The organism is Planotetraspora kaengkrachanensis (assembly GCF_016862895.1).
GTDB lineage: Bacteria > Actinomycetota > Actinomycetes > Streptosporangiales > Streptosporangiaceae > Planotetraspora > Planotetraspora kaengkrachanensis.
This window is the reverse complement of the sequence record NZ_BONV01000018.1, coordinates 24,999-41,094: the sequence shown is the minus strand read 5'-3', so window position 1 is coordinate 41,094 and position 16,096 is coordinate 24,999. Positions and strand designations below refer to the sequence as shown.

22 protein-coding genes and 1 pseudogene are annotated in these 16,096 nt (G+C 66.3%); 10 read left to right on the top strand and 13 right to left on the bottom strand.

The genetic code is table 11. The features are described from left to right. Window positions 1-223: 223 nt before the first annotated feature. Both Pka01_RS20605 and Pka01_RS20600 read left to right on the top strand, forming a co-directional pair. Window positions 224-781, top strand: coding sequence for a DinB family protein (locus Pka01_RS20605; RefSeq protein ID WP_203884456.1), 558 nt, complete (start codon window positions 224-226; stop codon window positions 779-781). A gap of 282 nt (window positions 782-1,063) precedes the next feature. Continuing rightward, window positions 1,064-1,804, top strand: a complete 741-nt coding sequence (locus Pka01_RS20600; protein ID WP_203884455.1) for a VOC family protein — start codon at window positions 1,064-1,066, stop codon at window positions 1,802-1,804. A gap of 183 nt (window positions 1,805-1,987) precedes the next feature. Here the strand turns inward: Pka01_RS20600 and Pka01_RS20595 are convergent, their stop codons facing one another. From Pka01_RS20595 to Pka01_RS20580, 4 genes are all read right to left on the bottom strand, one after another. Next, window positions 1,988-2,398 (bottom strand): type II toxin-antitoxin system VapC family toxin, encoded by a 411-nt coding sequence (locus Pka01_RS20595; RefSeq protein WP_203884454.1) that lies wholly within the window; start codon window positions 2,396-2,398, stop codon window positions 1,988-1,990. Next, a complete protein-coding gene (locus Pka01_RS20590; RefSeq protein ID WP_203884453.1) occupies window positions 2,395-2,715 on the bottom strand; it encodes a type II toxin-antitoxin system Phd/YefM family antitoxin in 321 nt (106 codons plus the stop codon). The genes Pka01_RS20595 and Pka01_RS20590 overlap by 4 nt, the downstream gene beginning before the upstream one ends. A 347-nt stretch (window positions 2,716-3,062) precedes the next feature. Further along, window positions 3,063-3,518 carry an ArsI/CadI family heavy metal resistance metalloenzyme gene (locus Pka01_RS20585; protein WP_203884452.1) on the bottom strand — a complete coding sequence of 152 codons (456 nt, stop codon included), beginning with the start codon at window positions 3,516-3,518 and terminating at the stop codon, window positions 3,063-3,065. 42 nt (window positions 3,519-3,560) lie between these two features. Next, window positions 3,561-3,716 carry a hypothetical protein gene (locus Pka01_RS20580; RefSeq protein WP_203884451.1) on the bottom strand — a complete coding sequence of 52 codons (156 nt, stop codon included), beginning with the start codon at window positions 3,714-3,716 and terminating at the stop codon, window positions 3,561-3,563. Between the two features lie 106 nt (window positions 3,717-3,822). On the opposite strand from Pka01_RS20580, the gene Pka01_RS20575 reads away from it, so the two are divergent. The 5 genes and pseudogenes from Pka01_RS20575 (at window position 3,823) to arsM (ending at window position 6,369) form a co-directional block, all read left to right on the top strand. After that, window positions 3,823-4,212 carry an ArsR/SmtB family transcription factor gene (locus Pka01_RS20575; RefSeq protein WP_203884450.1) on the top strand — a complete coding sequence of 130 codons (390 nt, stop codon included), beginning with the start codon at window positions 3,823-3,825 and terminating at the stop codon, window positions 4,210-4,212. Beyond that, window positions 4,209-4,427 (top strand): annotated as a pseudogene (locus Pka01_RS41625) (aquaporin); the annotation flags it as partial. The gene Pka01_RS20575 and the pseudogene Pka01_RS41625, both read left to right, overlap by 4 nt. Before the next feature lie 67 nt (window positions 4,428-4,494). Next, window positions 4,495-4,656: a low molecular weight phosphatase family protein gene (locus tag Pka01_RS20570; RefSeq protein ID WP_425571066.1), complete on the top strand. Its 162-nt coding sequence runs from the start codon at window positions 4,495-4,497 to the stop codon at window positions 4,654-4,656. A 115-nt stretch (window positions 4,657-4,771) separates the two neighbouring features. After that, entirely contained in the window at window positions 4,772-5,107 is a 336-nt protein-coding gene (locus Pka01_RS20565; RefSeq protein ID WP_203884449.1) for an ArsR/SmtB family transcription factor, read from the top strand. Between the two features lie 11 nt (window positions 5,108-5,118). Then, window positions 5,119-6,369 carry an arsenite methyltransferase gene (gene arsM, locus Pka01_RS20560; protein ID WP_203884448.1) on the top strand — a complete coding sequence of 417 codons (1,251 nt, stop codon included), beginning with the start codon at window positions 5,119-5,121 and terminating at the stop codon, window positions 6,367-6,369. 111 nt (window positions 6,370-6,480) lie between these two features. Here arsM and Pka01_RS20555 read toward each other — a convergent pair whose 3' ends face one another. Continuing rightward, entirely contained in the window at window positions 6,481-7,242 is a 762-nt protein-coding gene (locus tag Pka01_RS20555; protein WP_203884447.1) for a phosphatase PAP2 family protein, read from the bottom strand. 242 nt (window positions 7,243-7,484) lie between these two features. On the opposite strand from Pka01_RS20555, the gene Pka01_RS20550 reads away from it, so the two are divergent. After that, a complete protein-coding gene (locus tag Pka01_RS20550) occupies window positions 7,485-8,090 on the top strand; it encodes a trimeric intracellular cation channel family protein (protein WP_239115157.1) in 606 nt (201 codons plus the stop codon). On the opposite strand, the gene Pka01_RS20545 is transcribed toward Pka01_RS20550, so the two are convergent. Continuing rightward, complete coding sequence (locus tag Pka01_RS20545; protein WP_203884445.1) at window positions 8,091-9,665, bottom strand: carboxylesterase/lipase family protein; 1,575 nt, start codon at window positions 9,663-9,665, stop codon at window positions 8,091-8,093. 288 nt (window positions 9,666-9,953) lie between these two features. Here Pka01_RS20545 and Pka01_RS20540 point away from each other — a divergent pair, with 288 nt between their 5' ends. After that, window positions 9,954-10,442 (top strand): MarR family winged helix-turn-helix transcriptional regulator, encoded by a 489-nt coding sequence (locus Pka01_RS20540; RefSeq protein ID WP_203884444.1) that lies wholly within the window; start codon window positions 9,954-9,956, stop codon window positions 10,440-10,442. A 6-nt stretch (window positions 10,443-10,448) separates the two neighbouring features. Here Pka01_RS20540 and Pka01_RS20535 read toward each other — a convergent pair whose 3' ends face one another. The 7 genes from Pka01_RS20535 to Pka01_RS20505 form a co-directional block, all read right to left on the bottom strand. Beyond that, on the bottom strand, window positions 10,449-11,666 hold the full coding sequence (locus tag Pka01_RS20535) for an RNA polymerase sigma factor (RefSeq protein WP_239115156.1): 1,218 nt from the start codon (window positions 11,664-11,666) through the stop codon (window positions 10,449-10,451). A gap of 21 nt (window positions 11,667-11,687) precedes the next feature. Continuing rightward, the gene (locus tag Pka01_RS20530; RefSeq protein ID WP_203884443.1) at window positions 11,688-12,029 is read right to left on the bottom strand and encodes a YciI family protein; all 342 of its coding nucleotides are present in this window, start codon (window positions 12,027-12,029) and stop codon (window positions 11,688-11,690) included. Then, window positions 12,026-12,529 (bottom strand): SRPBCC family protein, encoded by a 504-nt coding sequence (locus Pka01_RS20525; protein WP_203884442.1) that lies wholly within the window; start codon window positions 12,527-12,529, stop codon window positions 12,026-12,028. Before Pka01_RS20525 ends, Pka01_RS20530 begins: the two co-directional genes overlap by 4 nt. Before the next feature lie 102 nt (window positions 12,530-12,631). Continuing rightward, window positions 12,632-12,964 carry a winged helix-turn-helix domain-containing protein gene (locus Pka01_RS20520; protein WP_203884441.1) on the bottom strand — a complete coding sequence of 111 codons (333 nt, stop codon included), beginning with the start codon at window positions 12,962-12,964 and terminating at the stop codon, window positions 12,632-12,634. Then, entirely contained in the window at window positions 12,964-13,437 is a 474-nt protein-coding gene (locus Pka01_RS20515) for a hypothetical protein (RefSeq protein WP_203884440.1), read from the bottom strand. The genes Pka01_RS20520 and Pka01_RS20515 overlap by 1 nt, the downstream gene beginning before the upstream one ends. Before the next feature lie 404 nt (window positions 13,438-13,841). Next, window positions 13,842-15,044: a helix-turn-helix domain-containing protein gene (locus Pka01_RS20510; protein WP_203884439.1), complete on the bottom strand. Its 1,203-nt coding sequence runs from the start codon at window positions 15,042-15,044 to the stop codon at window positions 13,842-13,844. Next, window positions 15,041-15,349 carry a putative quinol monooxygenase gene (locus Pka01_RS20505; protein WP_203884438.1) on the bottom strand — a complete coding sequence of 103 codons (309 nt, stop codon included), beginning with the start codon at window positions 15,347-15,349 and terminating at the stop codon, window positions 15,041-15,043. Before Pka01_RS20505 ends, Pka01_RS20510 begins: the two co-directional genes overlap by 4 nt. A gap of 157 nt (window positions 15,350-15,506) precedes the next feature. Between Pka01_RS20505 and Pka01_RS20500 the strand changes: the two genes are divergently transcribed. Beyond that, window positions 15,507-15,950, top strand: coding sequence for an ATP-binding protein (locus Pka01_RS20500; protein ID WP_203884437.1), 444 nt, complete (start codon window positions 15,507-15,509; stop codon window positions 15,948-15,950). The last annotated feature ends 146 nt before the right edge of the window (window positions 15,951-16,096 follow it).

Below are 16,096 nucleotides of genomic sequence, written 5' to 3'. Positions count from 1 at the left end.
GACGGAAACGGTTGGCCTCTCCTATCCATGCAGGTCCGGATGTGATTGTCGGCCCATTAGCGGGCCATTAAGGGCGGTCAACAGGGGTTAGTGGCCTTTTCGATCTCATACAGCAGCGAAATACCCGAACCCGTTGACCATGAGTGCAGGTTCGTTAATCAGTTGCCGGCCGTCATGCGCGTCGCCAATGATTGCGGCCATGGCGACGACCCGACGAGCCGATATGTTCACCGCGGACGGCAAGCCGTCTGACGACGACCCGCGTGAGAACGGACCCACGTTGGGCGACGAGCGCACGACGCTGGTCGAAGCCCTGCGCTGTGCACGTCTCACGCTGGAGATGAAATGCGCAGGTCTTGACGCGGAGGCGATGGCGCGGCGTTCCGTCGAGCCGTCGACGATGTCGCTCCTGGGGCTCGTGCGACACCTGGCCGAGGTGGAGCGTGCGACGTTCCGGGTGCTGATGGCGGGACAGGACGTGCCCCGGCTGTTCACCTCCGACACCGACCGTGACGGCGATTTCGATGGCGCGGTCCCCGACCCCGGGGTGGTCGCGGAGGCATGGGACGCATGGCGTGCGGAGGTGGACTTCGCCACGCGGTTCGTTGCCGAGGCGCCCAGTCTCGACGTCACCGGCGACGATCTCTTGAATCAGCATGGCAGCGGCGGAGGGCAGATGTCGCTGCGCGACGTGCTGGTCGGAACGATCTGGGAGTACGGCCGTCACATGGGTCACGCCGACCTGTTGCGCGAGCGGATCGACGGACGCATAGGCCAGTAATGATCACGCGTAGGGCGGGGCTTTGTGCCGTCAGCTCTCCGAAGACGGATCGTCGGTCCCATCTTCATCGTCGTATCCGTACTCGTCGATGAATACCGCTGCTCCGGCCTTGTAGAGGAACCCGATGGCTTCCTCTTCGAGGAGGAGTCCTAAGGGGTGGGCCCTGGCCCCGGCTCGAATGAGCGGAAACATGACGAGGGCGGCGTCACGGGTGGGTCGACAGCAGACGAGAGATCAGGACAAAGGGAAACGTGCGGGACCGAGGATGTCAGAATCGGCGGCGTGGCCCTTCGACTTGTTCAGGTGAACTTCAAGGCTCTTGATGGCTTGGCGGTCGGCCGGTTCTGGGCGGAGGCGCTCGGCTGGAGTGTTTTCCGACCGGGCGTGACCACCTACGTTGGACCCCTCGGCGGCTTCGTTTGGCCGCACCCGGTCGCCGTCGGCATCGACGTCGTTCCCGTCCCTGAACTCAAGACAACAACGAAGAACCGTGTGCACCTCGATCTCGCCACCACCTCTGCGGCCCACCAGGCGGAGTTGGTCGCGCGCCTGAAGGAGCTCGGTGCGACGCCTGCCGACGTGGGCCAGGGTGACGTGCCATGGACGGTCCTGGCCGACCCGGAGGGAAACGAGTTCTGCGTGCTGGAGCCTCGGGAGATCTACCGGGACACCGGACCGATCGCCGCGGTGGTCGTCGACTGCACTGACCCGCGGGCCATGGCCAGGTTCTGGGGTGAGGCGATGGACTGGACCCTGCACGAGGTGAGCGACGATCATGCGCGGCTGCGCTCCGCCAAGGGTGTCGGGCCGTATCTGGAGTTCCTCCGCACGCCCGACGTGAAGACCACGCCAGACCGCATCCATCTTGACCTGCTGCCGTACCCCGGTGACGATCAAGCGGCGGAGGTGGCCCGGCTGAAGGCCCTCGGCGCGACGCCCGCCGACGTAGGCCAGGGCGACGTCCCGTGGACCGTTCTGGCCGACGCGGAAGGTAACGAGTTCTGCGTCCTCGCCCCGGCCTGACGCGGGAGCCTCACCCGCCTGCATGCGCGACGACTACGAGCACGACGTAGGGTCTGCCACCAGCACGTGCCACAGGCGTGCCAGACGAAGCAGCCCACAAAGGCACTCCCTGTACACCAGCAGGTCAGGAGAGGCCGGCGAGTTGCCGACGTTGGCCGGAGGCGGCATTTGGCACGTGATGCCTCATCGCGGGCGGGTCACAGGGACCACTGAGAGCAGGTGGTCGAGGCCCTTGAAGTCCTTCGGGTTGCAGGTATACAGAGGCAGCCGGTTGGCGATGGCCACGCAGGCGATCATCAGGTCTGCTGTTCGGGGACGAGGTTTGCGGCCTGAGGCGATGACAGCGGTCCAGAGTTGGCCGTACTCGCGCGCGGCGGTGTCGTCGAAGGGCAGGGGATCGAACTCGGCCTCGACGGCCTGAAGGATCTTCATCCGCTGGGCGAGTTCCTGTGGTCCAGTGGCTGCCAGCACGCCGACGGACAGTTCGGCGGTGGTGATGGCGCTGATCATCATCTCGTCGGGTAGTTCATCGGGATCGATGGCTGCGCGCAGGATGAGGATGTTGGTGTCGAGCAGTCCGTGACGGTGGGTCATTCCTCGTCCTGCGTGAACTCGCCCCTGCCGTATGCGCGGTCATAAGGGTCGTAGAGATCGTCGTTGACGTGGCGATCCATGTCTTCGCGATACTTCCGATCGTCCAGCAGAGGCATCCCTCGGGAAACAGCGGCGAACTCCGCCCGAGAGACGGCTCGGCGCCGCCGGCGGATGGGGACGAGGTCGCCGATGTGGTGGCCGTTGCGCGTCACGGCGTATCGCTCGCCCCTTTCCAAGCCGTCCATGATCTCGGCTGATCGGTTGCGGAGGTCGCGCTGGGAGATCTGGTGCGAGGGGTCCGGTTCGGGAGTACTCACTCCTTAAGGATACGGCCGCGTGCCATCATGTGCTACGACGTAGCACACTGATTACGGCGCTGCGAGGGTAGCGGTCGGGGCGCTCGAGGACGATCGATGCCTGACGTCGTCAGCCGTGGTGTCCAGCGGCCTGTTGTACGAGGGTGTCGATGTCGGCCGGCTTCTTGCGGATCTCGTTCGTGTCGGTCGTGGCGACGACGCCGGTGAAGTTCTCGTTCTTGCTTTCGACGGTGCCGCCGGTCTGCTGGGTGCTGGACGCCGAACCGGCGAGGAAACACGACTCTGGGGCGCCGGCTGTGCCGTCCGGCGATCACTCGCGGGAACGGGCGATCGCCGGACGCTACCTGTCAGCAGCAGGACGACGCGGCGGTGGGCACCTGGTCGGTGGTGTCCGATGTGGCGCAGCAGACGGAGCCGGTTTCCTTGGACAGGCTGTCGGCGTCTGCCTTGACCACGTAGACCTCCCACGGCTCGCTGCCCGGGCCGGTGACCCACACCTTGTCCTGTACGGCGTAACAGCAGGTGGTGTCGTTCTCTTCGAAGGTCGCCAGCCCGGCCTGCTTGAGCCGTTCAGTCGCGGCGGTGACCTGACCGGCGTCCTCGACCTCGACGCCGAGGTGATCCATCCGGGTCGGCTCGTCGCCCTCTCCTTCGAGAAGCACGAGCTTCAGCGGAGGCTCGGTGATGGCGAAGTTGGCGTAACCGGGCCGGCGCTTGGCCGGCTCGACGCCGAACAACTTGGAGTAGAAGGCCACGGAGCCTTCCAGGTCGGCGACACGGAGGGCGAGCTGAACACGGGACATGGCGTTCCTCCTGAAGGGCTGCGGGTCGGTGGGTGGGCCAGGTCAACGGCGGTAGCCGAGGGTGGCCGAGATGGCGAACGTGCGGGCCCGATCGAGCCGGGCGTCACTGCGGCAGGCGCCGTCGCAGACTTCACCGGTGGCTTCGTTGAAGGTCACTGCACCGCGAACCCGACCGGCCTTGCCGGTGGTCCTGCGCATCAGGGCAGAAATTCGATGGGCCGCGCAACTCCTGATTTGATAAGCGTCTAAGTAGCGCACTGGGGTCAGCTTGCACTCGTATATAGATCTCTGTCAAATTAGAGACATGCCGAAGCAAGAGTTGCCGATCGTGGACGTGGGCGTTCAGGTATCAGCCGAGGCGTGCTGCGCGCCCTTGGTCTGTGAACCGCTGGACGAGGCCGAGGCGACGGAGCTTGCTCCGCTGTTCAAGGCGATCGCCGACCCGGTACGGCTGCGCCTGCTGTCGTTGATCGCCTGCCATGAGGGTGGCGAGGCGTGCGTGTGCGATCTGACCGTCGCTTTCGACCTGACCGCACCGACGATCAGCCACCACCTGAAGGTGCTCAAGCAGGCCGGACTCATCGACTCCGAACGCCGGGGCACCTGGGCCTACTACTGGATCAACCCGAGCGTCCTGGCCCGGATGTCCGCGCTGCTCAGCCCCGCGTCCGCTCTGGCCGCCACTCCGGCATGAGCACGGGCGAGGCTCCCAGCCTTCTCCGGCGTGCTTTCGCCGAGTCTCTCGGCACGGGCCTGCTGGTCGCAGTCGTGGTCGGGTCCGAAATCATGGCCGCGCACCTGTCGCCTGACGTCGGTGTGCAACTGCTCGCCAACAGCGCGGCCACGGCCGCCGCCCTGCCGGTCATCATCGTGTTGATCGGTCCGGTCTCCGGGGCGCACCTCAACCCCGTGGTGTCCCTAGTTCCCCGAGCCCCTGACCACCGAAGCGGTCCAGGCCGCCGACGTCGTCATCACCATGGGATGCGGAGACGCCTGCCCGATCTTCCCCGGCAAGCGGTACCTGGACTGGGCACTCGACGACCCCGCCGGCAAGCCGGTCGACCAGGTCCGCCCGATCCGCGACGAGATCGACAAGCGGGTCACGGAACTCCTCGCCCAACTCGTCCCCGCCTACTGACATCTACGCATCGCCACGAAGAAGACCACCACCGGCCTGGCAACGGATCAGGTCGGTGAAGGCAATCAGTCGAGCCCTTCCCCGAAGCTGATTCATCGTTTATCGTCGATTAACGATGAATGAGGGAACAGGACCACTCGACCGGACCACAGCCATGGAGTACGCCTCCTGGTTCAAGGCCCTGGCCGATGCCACGCGCATCCAGATCGTCACCCTGTTGGCCCGCCGCCAGGCGCCCATGTCGGTCAAGGAGATCGTCGAGGCGGTCGACGTCGGGCAGTCGACCGTTTCCGCGCATTTGAAGGTGTTGGCCGAGGTGGGATTCGTCCTGGTCGAGCGTCGCGGCACGTCCAGCCTGTATGAGATCAACAAGGCGTGCATCGGGGCCTTCCCCACGGCCGCCGACGTGGTCATGGGCCGTCCCGTCCCCTCGCCAGGCTGCGCGTGTTGACCGGAGGACACATGCCTGAAGACGCCGACAAGGTCCGAGCACGCATCGTCGAACGCTACGGCCGGCTCGCCCGCGCCGCCCACGCCCAACTCCAGATCGTCGACTGCGAACCACAGCGGTTCAACGACGGCGGATTCGGGGCCGCCGCCTACGGCGACACTGGGGAACTCCCCGAGGGAGCCGTCCGCGCCAGCCTGGGATGCGGCAACCCCGTCGCCGTCGCCGACCTCCAGCCAGGGGAAACCGTCCTCGATCTCGGGTCAGGTGGAGGTATCGACGTCCTGCTCTCGGCGCGCAGAGTCGGCCCCGCCGGCAAGGCCTACGGCCTGGACGCCACACCCGACATGATCACCCTCGCCAGGGCGAACGCCGCCGAAGCCGGGGTGACCAACGTCGAGTTCCTATACGGGCACATCGAGGACATCCCGCTTCCCGATGCCGGCGTCGACGTGATCATTTCCAACTGTGTGATCAACCTGTCCGCCGACAAACCCCGTGTCCTGGCCGAAGCCTTCCGCGTCCTCAAACCCGGCGGCAGACTCGGCATCAGCGACGTCATCGCCGACGACGGACTCGACCCCGTACACCGCGCCGACGCCGAACACCACGTCGGCTGCACGGTCGGCACCCTTACAGAAACCGAATATCGCGCGCTGCTGGCCGCAGCGGGGTTCACCACCTACACGATCACGCGCACCCAGGCCGCAACCGAAGGCCTGTACTCGGCGATCATCCAGGCGACCAAGCCGACCGCACCACCCGGGACTCTCATCCGCCCAATGAGCGCCGATGACGCGAGGCAGGTGCTCGACATCTACCAAGCCGGACTCGACAGCGGCGATGCCAGCTTCGAGACCACCGTCCCCACGTGGGGGGCGTTCGACCGCGCCAAGCTTCCCCGTCACCGGCACGTCGCCGTCGAGGTGTCCACCGGGCAGGTACTCGGCTGGGTCGCTGTCAGTGCCGTCTCCGACCGATGCGTCTACGCCGGAGTGGTCGAGCACTCTGTCTACGTTCACCCCGATCACGGGGGTCGCGGGATCGGTGGCGCGCTTCTGAATGCCCTTGTTCAGTCCACCGAGAGCGCAGGCATCTGGATTATCCAATCTGGGATCTTCCCCGAGAACACCGCGAGTCTGCGCCTCCACGAGAAGGCCGGATTCCGCACCGTCGGCACGCGCCAACGCATCGGCCGCCACCACGACCGCTGGCGCGACGTCGTCTTCATCGAGCGCCGCAGCGCTATCGCGGGTACCGAGTAACTCGGCCGCACCATTCACCTGACGATCCCGCTGTCCCGGCCGAGAGGCTGTCCCACCTGCGCGGCGATGCCCAGCCGCTGGCCCGCGCCCTCGACGCCGTGGTGAAAGGGCTCAGCGCCCAGGACCGCTGAGCGTGCGGTCGAGGGGGCGAATGCCAGATCTCGCATCCCGCCGGCGTACGGCGAGGCGGCCCCACACTGATGCGGCAGCGATGGAGACGGCGAGCAACACGCCGCTTCCGACGATGTCGAGCACGTAGTGGTTCCCTGTGACGAGCACATTTGCCGCCATGACGAGCGGGAAGACCCAGGCCGACAGCGCCGCTCGCGGGTGGGAGGTCCGGAGGGCGGACCACACGGCGTACGCGCACCACGCCGACCATCCCACGTGCAGACTGGGCATGGCCGAGTAGAGATTCTGGCCGCTCCCGGTCCCCCCTGACGCATGACTCCCCAGGATGTCGTGTTCAGCGACGATGTCGACGACGCCCGGCAGGGCGAACCGCGGGGGCGACATGGGCAGCGTCCAGAAGACCAGCAGAACGAGGGCGATCATCGCGAGAAGGGTCCGGCGGACCTTGATGTAGACATCGGCGTGCCGGGCGAAAACCCACAGCAGCACACCGACGAGCACGACGTAGTACAGGCGGTAGTAGTACACCGCCGGTCCGATCAGGGCCGGATGTTCGGTGAGCCACTCGTTCGCCATCTGCTCGATGTCCAGGTGGAGGGCGCGTTCCACGGACTGCAGGGCAAGAGCGTTGGCCGTGGCAGATACGACGTCCTTGCCGGCTGCGGCGTGAAAGCGCGTGAAGAGCAGAAACCCGAGCAGCAGAACAATCACTTCGACGAGGACGGCCGGGCGCCCACGCACGCCTCCGACAGGCGCGCCAGATCGGGCACGCTCGATCAGGCGAGAAAATCGGCCGATGGCACCCTCGAGCCGCCAGTTTCGGCGACCCGGCGGTGGGCTCATGCGGTCACCATAACTGACCATGACCGGCTCGAATATGCGGAACATGACCAGGCCGATTGCGTTTCCGCTCGGTTGATCCGCATCTGGGCGCTAAGGGGCAGTCGGCCCAGCTCGCGGGGTTCATGGGAGACTGCACTGCTGTGACACCCGTGCTAGACCTTGCCGGAATCTTCGTGTTCGCCCTGTCCGGAGCGTTGCAGGGCGCGCGCAAGAAATTCGACGTGATCGGCATGGCGGTGCTCGCGTTCTTCACCTCCGTCGGCGGCGGCGTCATACGTGACCTGTTCATCGGCGTGCAGCCCGCCGCCTTCCGGGATGCGGGATACCTCCTCGTGCCGGTCGCGGCCACCGTGATCGCCTTCTTCTGGCATCCGCAGGTCGAGCGGGCCATGCCCGGGGTGCTGGTCTTCGACGCGGCGGGCCTCGGCCTGTTCTGCGCGGTCGGGACCGCCAAGGCCCTCTATTACGGCCTCGCGCCGCTGCACGCCGTGTTCCTCGGGGTCTGTACGGCGGTCGGCGGCGGCGTCATCCGCGACATCCTGTCCGGCGAGAGGCCGACCCTGCTCTACGACCGCCAGCTTTACGCCGTGCCCGCGATGCTCGGCTCGACCGCCATGGCCGTGCTGTACGCGCTGGACGTGCGAGGGTTCGTCGCCACACTGTCCTCGGCCGTGCTCGCTTTCGCGTTCCGCATTCTCGCCATGCGGTACGGCTGGCGCGCCCCGCTGGCCAGGGGCATGAACTGATCAGTAGATCCCGGTCTTGTCCCAGAAGCCACAGTTATGGACGTCGGCAAAACTTTTCGATGTCATCCGGGGCTCAGGAAGCGTCAGGGACATGTAGTCGTCCTGTTCTGGCGTGTACCGCGGCCATTCTGCTTCCCGTTCGCCTGTGAATCCCGCCGTGGACCAGTAGTCCACCATTTTCGCGGAGAGCTTGGCCTGGAGCTGATTCAGTTCGACGGGTTCACCGGCTCCGCCGTGGAATCCAGGGAAGAGGTATGCGAGCTCGAACGTGTGAGCCGCCCCCATCGCGAACGTCGTGGGTTCCAGATAGGACGGTGCCGTCCGGTCGGCGAATTCATAGGCGTAGGTAGGGGTTTTGTCGTAGACCCATCGGTTGATCGCCCGTCCGGGGCAGGCGAAGGCCATGTCGGTCATGGCCGCGCTGAATGCCTCGCTGGGGTTGCCGTACTCGTCGAGCGGATACTCCTTCAGGACCTTTTGCGTCAGGGTCGGGCTTCCGATCAATGCCGCCAGCCTGCGGGGGTAATCCTCGGCGGGGAGTGGCGCGCCGCTCACGTTCTCGGGGAACGCCGCGAAGAAGGACCCCTCGTCACGGGTATTTCCATTGATCAAGGTGACCCGGTTGAACTTCCCGGATTTCAGGGATTCGCTCGGGTGCATGGGAATGATGTCGCCGTCGATGATGACCTGCTTGTGCAGGTAGGGAGTCTGCAGCGCGAGGACCTTGTTTAGAGGGAGGTTGCGCAGGCACTCCGCGCCGCCGTTCTCACAACCGGCCGCCTTCGCGAAATCAGTTCCTTTCTGCTCCGCGAAGTCGAGTGGTCTCGGTGCCGCGAAGGCCGGGAACCTCGTCGCGATCACGGCGCCGCTCATGGCGATCGCGTGTTGGAACTTTCCCGCCGACTGCGGCGACACGACGTGAGCGAGCACGTTGGCGCCGCCTGACGACTCGCCGGCAATCGTGACGTCGCCGGGATCGCCGCCGAAGGCTGCGATGTTGCGCTGCACCCAGTCCAGGGCGAGTTGCTGATCCATCAGCCCGTAGTTGGCGAACGGGTGTCCTTCGTCATCGAGTGACGGATGGGCGAAGTAGCCGAGCAGACCCAGGCGGTAGTTGATGGTCACCACGACGGTCTCGCCGTCCACGGCAAGCTTGCGTGCGTCGTAGTCGCGGTTCGCCCCCACCCACATGGATCCGCCGTGAATCCACACGAGCACGGGCAGCTGCTTCCTGCTTTGTGACGCCTTCTTGCTCACGAAGACATTGAGGTTGAGGCAGTCTTCGGCTCCGCCTGGCCGTCCGAACACACCGAGATCCGCGTTCTGCGGGCAATAGTCGCCGTACTTCGTCGCATCCAACGTCGTCGCCCATGGCTGGGGCCGCTGGGGCGGTTTCCAGCGGAGGTTCCCGACGGGTGGCGCCGCATAGGGGATGCCGAGGTAGGCACGCATATCGCCTTGGTCGGTTCCCCGCAGCGGCCCGCTGTCGATCCGCAGCTCTGCCGATGGCGCCGGCTGCTCGGCGGCACAGGCTGTTCCAGCCGTGAGGCACAAACCGATGCCGACTGTCGCCAAGAGAGTCCTCGCGAGTCTTCTCAATTCTGGTCAGATCCAATCCGTCTTTCGTTTCCGGCATCGCCGGCATGGAGCCCGGTGCCGGCGGCGACTGCGCAAGGGCCCGGCGCGTGTGAGTCGAGTCGCCACCGGTGGCCGCCGGCCTCGGGCCTGGTCCGCCACGCCCGAGGACGACGGCCTCGCGGCCGGTGCGATCAGTCCTTGTGTGGCGACGAGGCGACAGCCGAGTTACAGGTACCTGTAACTGTAAGATGCAGGTACCTGTTTCTGCAAGGTGAGAGGAGTGCCGTGCCGGACTCAGCGTTCGACCGACGACCAGCGCCCAGCGAGGGTGACATCGACGACATACTCGTCTGGACCGTGATCCGCGTCGGCCGGCGGGTGGAGCGGATGGTCACGGACCGCCTGGCCGGCCATGGGCTGACGCCGGTGCAGTTCGGGGTGCTGGCCTACCTGGGTGCCCGGCCCGGCATGAACCAGTCCGAGCTCGCTCGGGCGCTCCAGATCCGCCCGCAGAGCGCGCGCGACGCGGTCACCGCGATGATCGACCGAGGGCTGCTCCACCGAACCGGCCCGGAGGGCCGTGGACGGCGCTCGGGGATGCAGCTCACCGACGCGGGGCACGCGCTGCTCGGCCTCGCCTGGCCGGTGGTCGCCGGAATCGACGCCCAGGCTGTCGGGCTGGCGCCCGGCGACGACGTCACGCTCAACCGGTTGCTGCACACCGTGCTCGACGCCCCGGCGCAACCGTCCAGACCAGCGCCGACCGCGGGATGAGCCTCGTCAGTGCGGCCGAAGCCGGTTGCGCAGAAAACGACGTTCCGCTTCGGAGGGCGCGAGGTCGAGCGCCGAGCGGTAGTGATCGGCCGCATCCTCCGCACGGCCGGCGCGTCGCAGCAGGTCGGCGCGTGTGGCGTGCAACAGGTAGTAGTCGTTGAGCTGACCGGACTCGGCGATCGTCTCGACCAGTCGCAGCGCCGCCTCGGGACCGCTGACCATGCCGATCGCCACGGCACGGTTCAGCTCCACGATCGGGCTCGGTGCGATGCGCGCGAGGTGCGCGTACAGTCCGACGATTTGCGGCCAGTCCGTCTGGGCCGCGACAGGTGCGGTCGCGTGGCACGCCGCGATGGCCGCCTGGAGTTGGAACGGCCCGGCGCGGCCCTGGCGTAGTGCTCGTTCGCAGATCGTGGCGCCCTCAGCGATCTGCGCCTGATCCCACAACGTGCGGTCCTGCTCGTCCAGGGTGACCAGATCGCCGGCCGGATCCACGCGCGCCGGCCGCCGGGCATCGTGCAGCAACATCAGCGCGAGCAGGCCCTGGGCTTCGGGCTCGTCGGGCATCAACTTCGTCACCACCCGCGCAAGGCGGATGGCTTCCCGGCACAGCCGGGCCTTCTGCGGATCTCCGTAACCTTCGTTGAACAGCAGATAGACCACGTGGAGTACGGCGGGGAGCCGGTCTGGCAGCAGATGCCCGGGCGGCACCCGAAAGGGGATGCCCGCGTGAGCGACCTTCTGCTTGGCCCGGAAGATGCGTTGGCCCATGGTGCGTTCCGGCACCAGGAACGCACGCGCGATCTCGGCGGTGCTCATGCCCACCAGGCTCCGCAGCGTCAACGCCACCTGGGCATCGAGATTCAGCGACGGATGGCAGCAGGTGAACATGAGCTCCAAACGCTCGTCGGGGATCTCCCCGTCGCTCAGGTAGGGCGGCGGCTCCAGGTCCATCGCGGCCACCTCCCGTAGCTTCGCCGCCTCGTTGGACGCGCGACGCATCCGGTCGATCGCGCGATGGCGGGCCGTGGTGGTCAGCCACGCCAGTGGCTGGTCCGGGACTCCAGATTCCGGCCACCTTTGGAGTGCCTTCGTGAACGCGTCCTGCGCACACTCCTCGGCCAGGTCCCAGTCGCCGCCGGTGAACCGGATCATGGTGGCCACGATCCGGCTCCACCCGTCGGCGTAGATCCCGGCGATCCGGTCCTTCACCTGAGCCGTCACCAGCGTCGTCCGTCTTGGCCGTTAGTCTTCGTCGTCCGGCCAGAACGGACGCAGTTCGATCATCCCGGCCCATGCCATCGGGTGTTTGGACGCGACGTCGATGGCCTCGTCGAGGTCGGCGCACTCGAGGATGTCGAAGCCGGCTATCTGGTCCTTGGTCTCCGCGTACGGACCGTCGGTCAGCAGCACCTCACGGTTGCGGACGCGAACGGTGGTCGCGTCGCTCGCCGGTCGGGTGCGGTTGCCCATCAGGCGGATCCCCTTGCCGTCCATCTCCTCGACCCAGTCCTCCACGTCCGGGGCGCCGTCGTCCTGGCCGGGCGTGTAGTTCGGGTCGGTGCACACCAGCATGAGGTACTTCATCGGGCTGCTCCTGTCGTGAATTCGGCGGCGGCCATCGCGGCGATGGTGGTTGTCATGTTCCGGCACAGGGTCACCAGACGGCTGTTGAGCGTCCGTGGGTTGGCCTCGGCACCCTCGCGGGCGCCGCTGGCGCCGGGGCCGTGGGTGAACGAGTGCCAGACGAGGGTGCTCCCCGGTTCGTCCCCCTCATGCAGCTCATAGCGCCAGGTCGAGCCGGCCAGGCCGGCGTCGTCCAGAACCGTCCAGGCGAACGTGCCCGGCCGTTCCGCTTCAGTGACCACGCAGGTCACCGTACTTTCAAATCCGTTGGGGAACCGGTTGTGGCCGACGAACCTGGCACCCGGAGCCGGGACCCGGGCATCGTCAGACCAGTGGCCGCCCGTGGTCTCCGGGCTCCACTCGCCGATCCGGTCGACCGCGGTGATCAGGTCCCACATCCGTTCGCGTGGAAGCGGGACGGGCAGGGCGACCGCTACCTGCGCACCGGTGACCATGTCCATGAGTGTTCTCCTCTCGCGTTCGTCAGACGGATGACGAACGGGAGAGGCCCTCCACTACAGGCCCACATCAAGATTTTTTGCGTTGACGTTCTGAACAGCGATTCATGGGCCACTGTCGTCGGGGTGCGCTGTGGACCTGCCCGAGGTGCCGGCGACCGCGACGATCCGTTCCAGCGCCGCCGCGTGCCGCTGGAACGCGTGCCGGCCTTGCGGGGTGAGCTGTACGGAGGTACGCCGTGCCCGGCTTTGCTGGTCCTTCCGCACCGTGACGTAGCCGGCCTCGGACAGAGCGGAAAGCTGCTTGGACAGCGCCGAATCGGTGGTGCCGATCGAGTCCCGCAGGAAGCCGAAGTCCACCCAGTCGGCCGGCGCCAGCAGGGCGACGATCGACAGCCGCGCCGGGACGTGGAGGAACTCGTCGAAGTAGGGGTCCATCAGACGCGTGCTCCGTCGCGCCGCGTGATCTTCTGGAGGATCCGGCGGGCCAGGGGCGTCAGCGCGACATACGTCGCAGCCGTCGCCGCGGCGGCGAGCGTGCCCTGCGACGACAACCCCTGCGCCGGGAGAGCGAACCACGCCCAGGCGGCGATCCGGAAAATGCCGAACAGCAGCATGAGCCCAGCCGACATTCCCCCCCAGAACAGCCACTCCGGGCCTGCGGGCTTTCTGTGGACGACGGCGCGGTGCTCCTGCACGATCCCCACGCCCGCGAACAGGCCGAATCCGAGCAACAGGGTGGCGGTGCGCCAAGGGCTCTGGAGGTCGATGGAGGCCAACCCGATGAAGAGTCCGAGGGCTGCGAGCAGGACGTAGGGACGGGCGAACCTCTGGCGGACGATCTCCTTGCGAGTCGTGTCCTGGAAGCGGCGGATGTCGTCGAGCGAGGACTGGACGTCGTGAGGGTTCATGGGCCATCCCAGGTCGGCAGGACTACTTTCCTATGAGGAAACTACCATGCACTTTCCTCACGGGAAAGTAGTCGCTCCGGCTTGAGACGCGTCTGCGGCGGACGAATTCGACAACTTCGCCTCACTTGAGCACACGGCATCAGCCTCTACCTACCTCACGAGCAGAGCGAAGAACTCACTACACACACGGTTATCGCCGAGCGGTGTGCGTCAGCAGCGGGACGACACGGCAGGCTAAGCGCCGACTGGGGTCCTCGCGGCCGGCAAATGGTCAGTGCATCGATGTGACAGCAGTTGGGGCGAGGCGGAGTTGACCATGGCGAGGAACCCGCGAACTGCGAGGCTTCGAGCGAGGTCTAGTTGGACGCGGACCCGCCAAGCGCTGGGTACATCACGTATTTTTTCTACGCGCCCACTCGTTCGGCTAGTCCACGCAACTCCGCAGAGGGCGGATGTCGCATGGCCAGCAGGGCCGAGACGAGCTGGTTGACGATCCGGTGGTTGCGGATCTGCTCGGGCGTGATCGCCTCGGCTTCCAGGAGTACGGCGGTGGCCTCGTCGATCTGACGGCGCTGAGCGTGCGCCCGTGCGAGATCGATGTTCAGTCGGGCTCGGCGTTCGCTGGACAGCATGGAGGTGTCCACGGTCGTACCGACGCGCAACGCGTGGCCGGCATCGCCCACCTCCACCGCCACAGCCACTTCGTGCAGCGCGACGTTGGCAGGACCGAACTCGGTGTTGTAGTCGTTCCGGCCCTCGCCGAGTGTGGCGGCGATGTCACGAGCCTTGGCGAGGTGCTGGTAGGCGGTGTCGGCCTGGTTGAGCCGGGAGGCGGCGATCGCGCGTTGCAGGGTCAGGCCACCCCACAGGGACATGGCCTCCGGCTTGTTCTCTTCCGCCATGAACCACAGCGCCTCGGCAGCGGTGCGGGCGGTCTCCTCCGCCTGGTCGAAGCGATGGGCTCCCAGGAAGACGAAACCCAGCCGGAACGTCCCGGCAGCCATCAGCAAGGGGTCACCGGCCCGCTCGGCGGCGATGATCGCCCGATCGGCCGCGATCCAGGCCGCATCAGGCTCACCCAGCTTGGCGAGGGCGGCCGAGCAAGCTTGATAGGTGGTGGCTAGCAGCTCGAACAGTTCCGGCTGCCGGTCGGCTGCTGCCGAGCGCACGGCGCTCTCTAAGGTGGGGACCAAACCGCGCAGCAGGTCGGCCAGTTCGATGTATCGGCTTTCGTGCGTCAGATGCCACGCCTGGTCCACCTGTGGCCTGATCTCCTCTACGGGCGGGACTGGGACGTGGTGAAACATCGCCTGCAAAGAGTGCGCCCTGGACAGGATCAGCCGCAGCCCCGCCGTGCCAGGAACCTCTTCAGTTGCGGCGACGAAGACCGGCGCCTCTGCGGCGAGCTCCGACAGCGGGATCTCGAGTGATTCGGCGACCTTCTCCAACACCGACATACGGTCGACTTTGCGTACTCCGCGTTCCACCTGGGAAACCCAAGCCACGGAGCGGTTGATGAGGCGGGCAAGCTCGACCTGGGACAGGCCGCGCCGTTTGCGCTCTTGGGCGATGCGCCGTCCAAGAGCTCGCTGGTATTCGGTGCTCACGGCGTGGTGCCTTTCCCGTCCTGATGTTGCAGCCAGTCAACATCGGTGGAGATGAGCAGTTCACCACGGGCCGCCAGGAAGTGCTTGGTGTGGTCGGTCTGTTCGTGGGCGTCGAAAGCGGCGCGGTCCTGATACAGCTCGTAGAAGATCCGCTGGAGCGGTTGGCCGTCGACGAGGTGGGAGGCGTAGACGATCGTGCCGGGCTCGTCCGTGCGGATCTTGGCGATCGTTTCACTGACGAGCCGATCGAAAGCTGCTGCGCTTTCTTCGTTTTTGCAGGTAAATCGGACAACTAGTCCGAACATATGCTCCTCCTCGGCCCGGCGGGTCTGGTGTCGCCAACGTCACTACGAGATCAGTACTTATTGTGCGGCGCAAGTACTCGAAGTGGCTTGTAGTTAGAATACCATGCCAGTACTTTAAGTATCGATGGTGAATGTCAGGGCTTCAACCTGCACGAACGTGAGGGACGCCGACATGCTCCGACCCCCCAAATGCGCGGAAGGTACCCAGCGATGGCGCGGCACCTTCCCCGGAAAACGGAATCAGGTCCGTGAGGTGCGCCGCTTTGTAAATGGATTCCTGGGAGAGGGCGTCTCCACAGACATCGCTGAACTCGTCGCGTCCGAGTTGGCCACCAACGCCATCCGGCACTCATCCAGTGGGGAGGCCGGCGGCCGGTTCCAAGTGACGGTGGAAGCAGGAGACGAGCTCTTGCTGCTCGCAGTGCTCGACGAAGGCGGCCCCTCGTGCCCGCAGGTGCAGAAAGCCGCTGATGAGGAGATGAACGGGCGGGGTCTGCGCCTGGTCTCCGAACTCACCGCATCCTGGGGCGTCTACGGCGACGAGGGAGGGCGCACCGTCTGGGCACTGCTGCCCATCCAGTCAGGGCCACCGCGCGCGTGACTTCCTGCCTGGCACCGCATGTCGCTCCGGTACAGCTCGACTACAAACGGCTGGCCTGGATTCGGCCGCCGGGTGATTCCCGGCGACGCGTGATTGCGTGGACCTGCGACTGCCAGGACGTTATCTATGAGCTGTGCAGTTCAGGC

Excerpts from the sequence above, each read along its gene's own strand:
- Pka01_RS20605 (WP_203884456.1), top strand. The coding sequence starts at position 224 with ATGTTCACCGCGGACGGCAAGCCGTCTGACGACGACCCGCGTGAGAAC.
- Pka01_RS20595 (WP_203884454.1), bottom strand. The coding sequence starts at position 2,398 with ATGACCCACCGTCACGGACTGCTCGACACCAACATCCTCATCCTGCGC.
- Pka01_RS20585 (WP_203884452.1), bottom strand. The coding sequence starts at position 3,518 with ATGTCCCGTGTTCAGCTCGCCCTCCGTGTCGCCGACCTGGAAGGCTCC.
- Pka01_RS20580 (WP_203884451.1), bottom strand. The coding sequence starts at position 3,716 with ATGCGCAGGACCACCGGCAAGGCCGGTCGGGTTCGCGGTGCAGTGACC.
- Pka01_RS20575 (WP_203884450.1), top strand. The coding sequence starts at position 3,823 with ATGCCGAAGCAAGAGTTGCCGATCGTGGACGTGGGCGTTCAGGTATCA.
- Pka01_RS20570 (WP_425571066.1), top strand. The coding sequence starts at position 4,495 with ATGGGATGCGGAGACGCCTGCCCGATCTTCCCCGGCAAGCGGTACCTG.
- Pka01_RS20565 (WP_203884449.1), top strand. The coding sequence starts at position 4,772 with ATGAATGAGGGAACAGGACCACTCGACCGGACCACAGCCATGGAGTAC.
- arsM (WP_203884448.1), top strand. The coding sequence starts at position 5,119 with ATGCCTGAAGACGCCGACAAGGTCCGAGCACGCATCGTCGAACGCTAC.
- Pka01_RS20530 (WP_203884443.1), bottom strand. The coding sequence starts at position 12,029 with ATGAAGTACCTCATGCTGGTGTGCACCGACCCGAACTACACGCCCGGC.
- Pka01_RS20525 (WP_203884442.1), bottom strand. The coding sequence starts at position 12,529 with ATGGACATGGTCACCGGTGCGCAGGTAGCGGTCGCCCTGCCCGTCCCG.
- Pka01_RS20520 (WP_203884441.1), bottom strand. The coding sequence starts at position 12,964 with ATGGACCCCTACTTCGACGAGTTCCTCCACGTCCCGGCGCGGCTGTCG.
- Pka01_RS20515 (WP_203884440.1), bottom strand. The coding sequence starts at position 13,437 with ATGAACCCTCACGACGTCCAGTCCTCGCTCGACGACATCCGCCGCTTC.
- Pka01_RS20505 (WP_203884438.1), bottom strand. The coding sequence starts at position 15,349 with ATGTTCGGACTAGTTGTCCGATTTACCTGCAAAAACGAAGAAAGCGCA.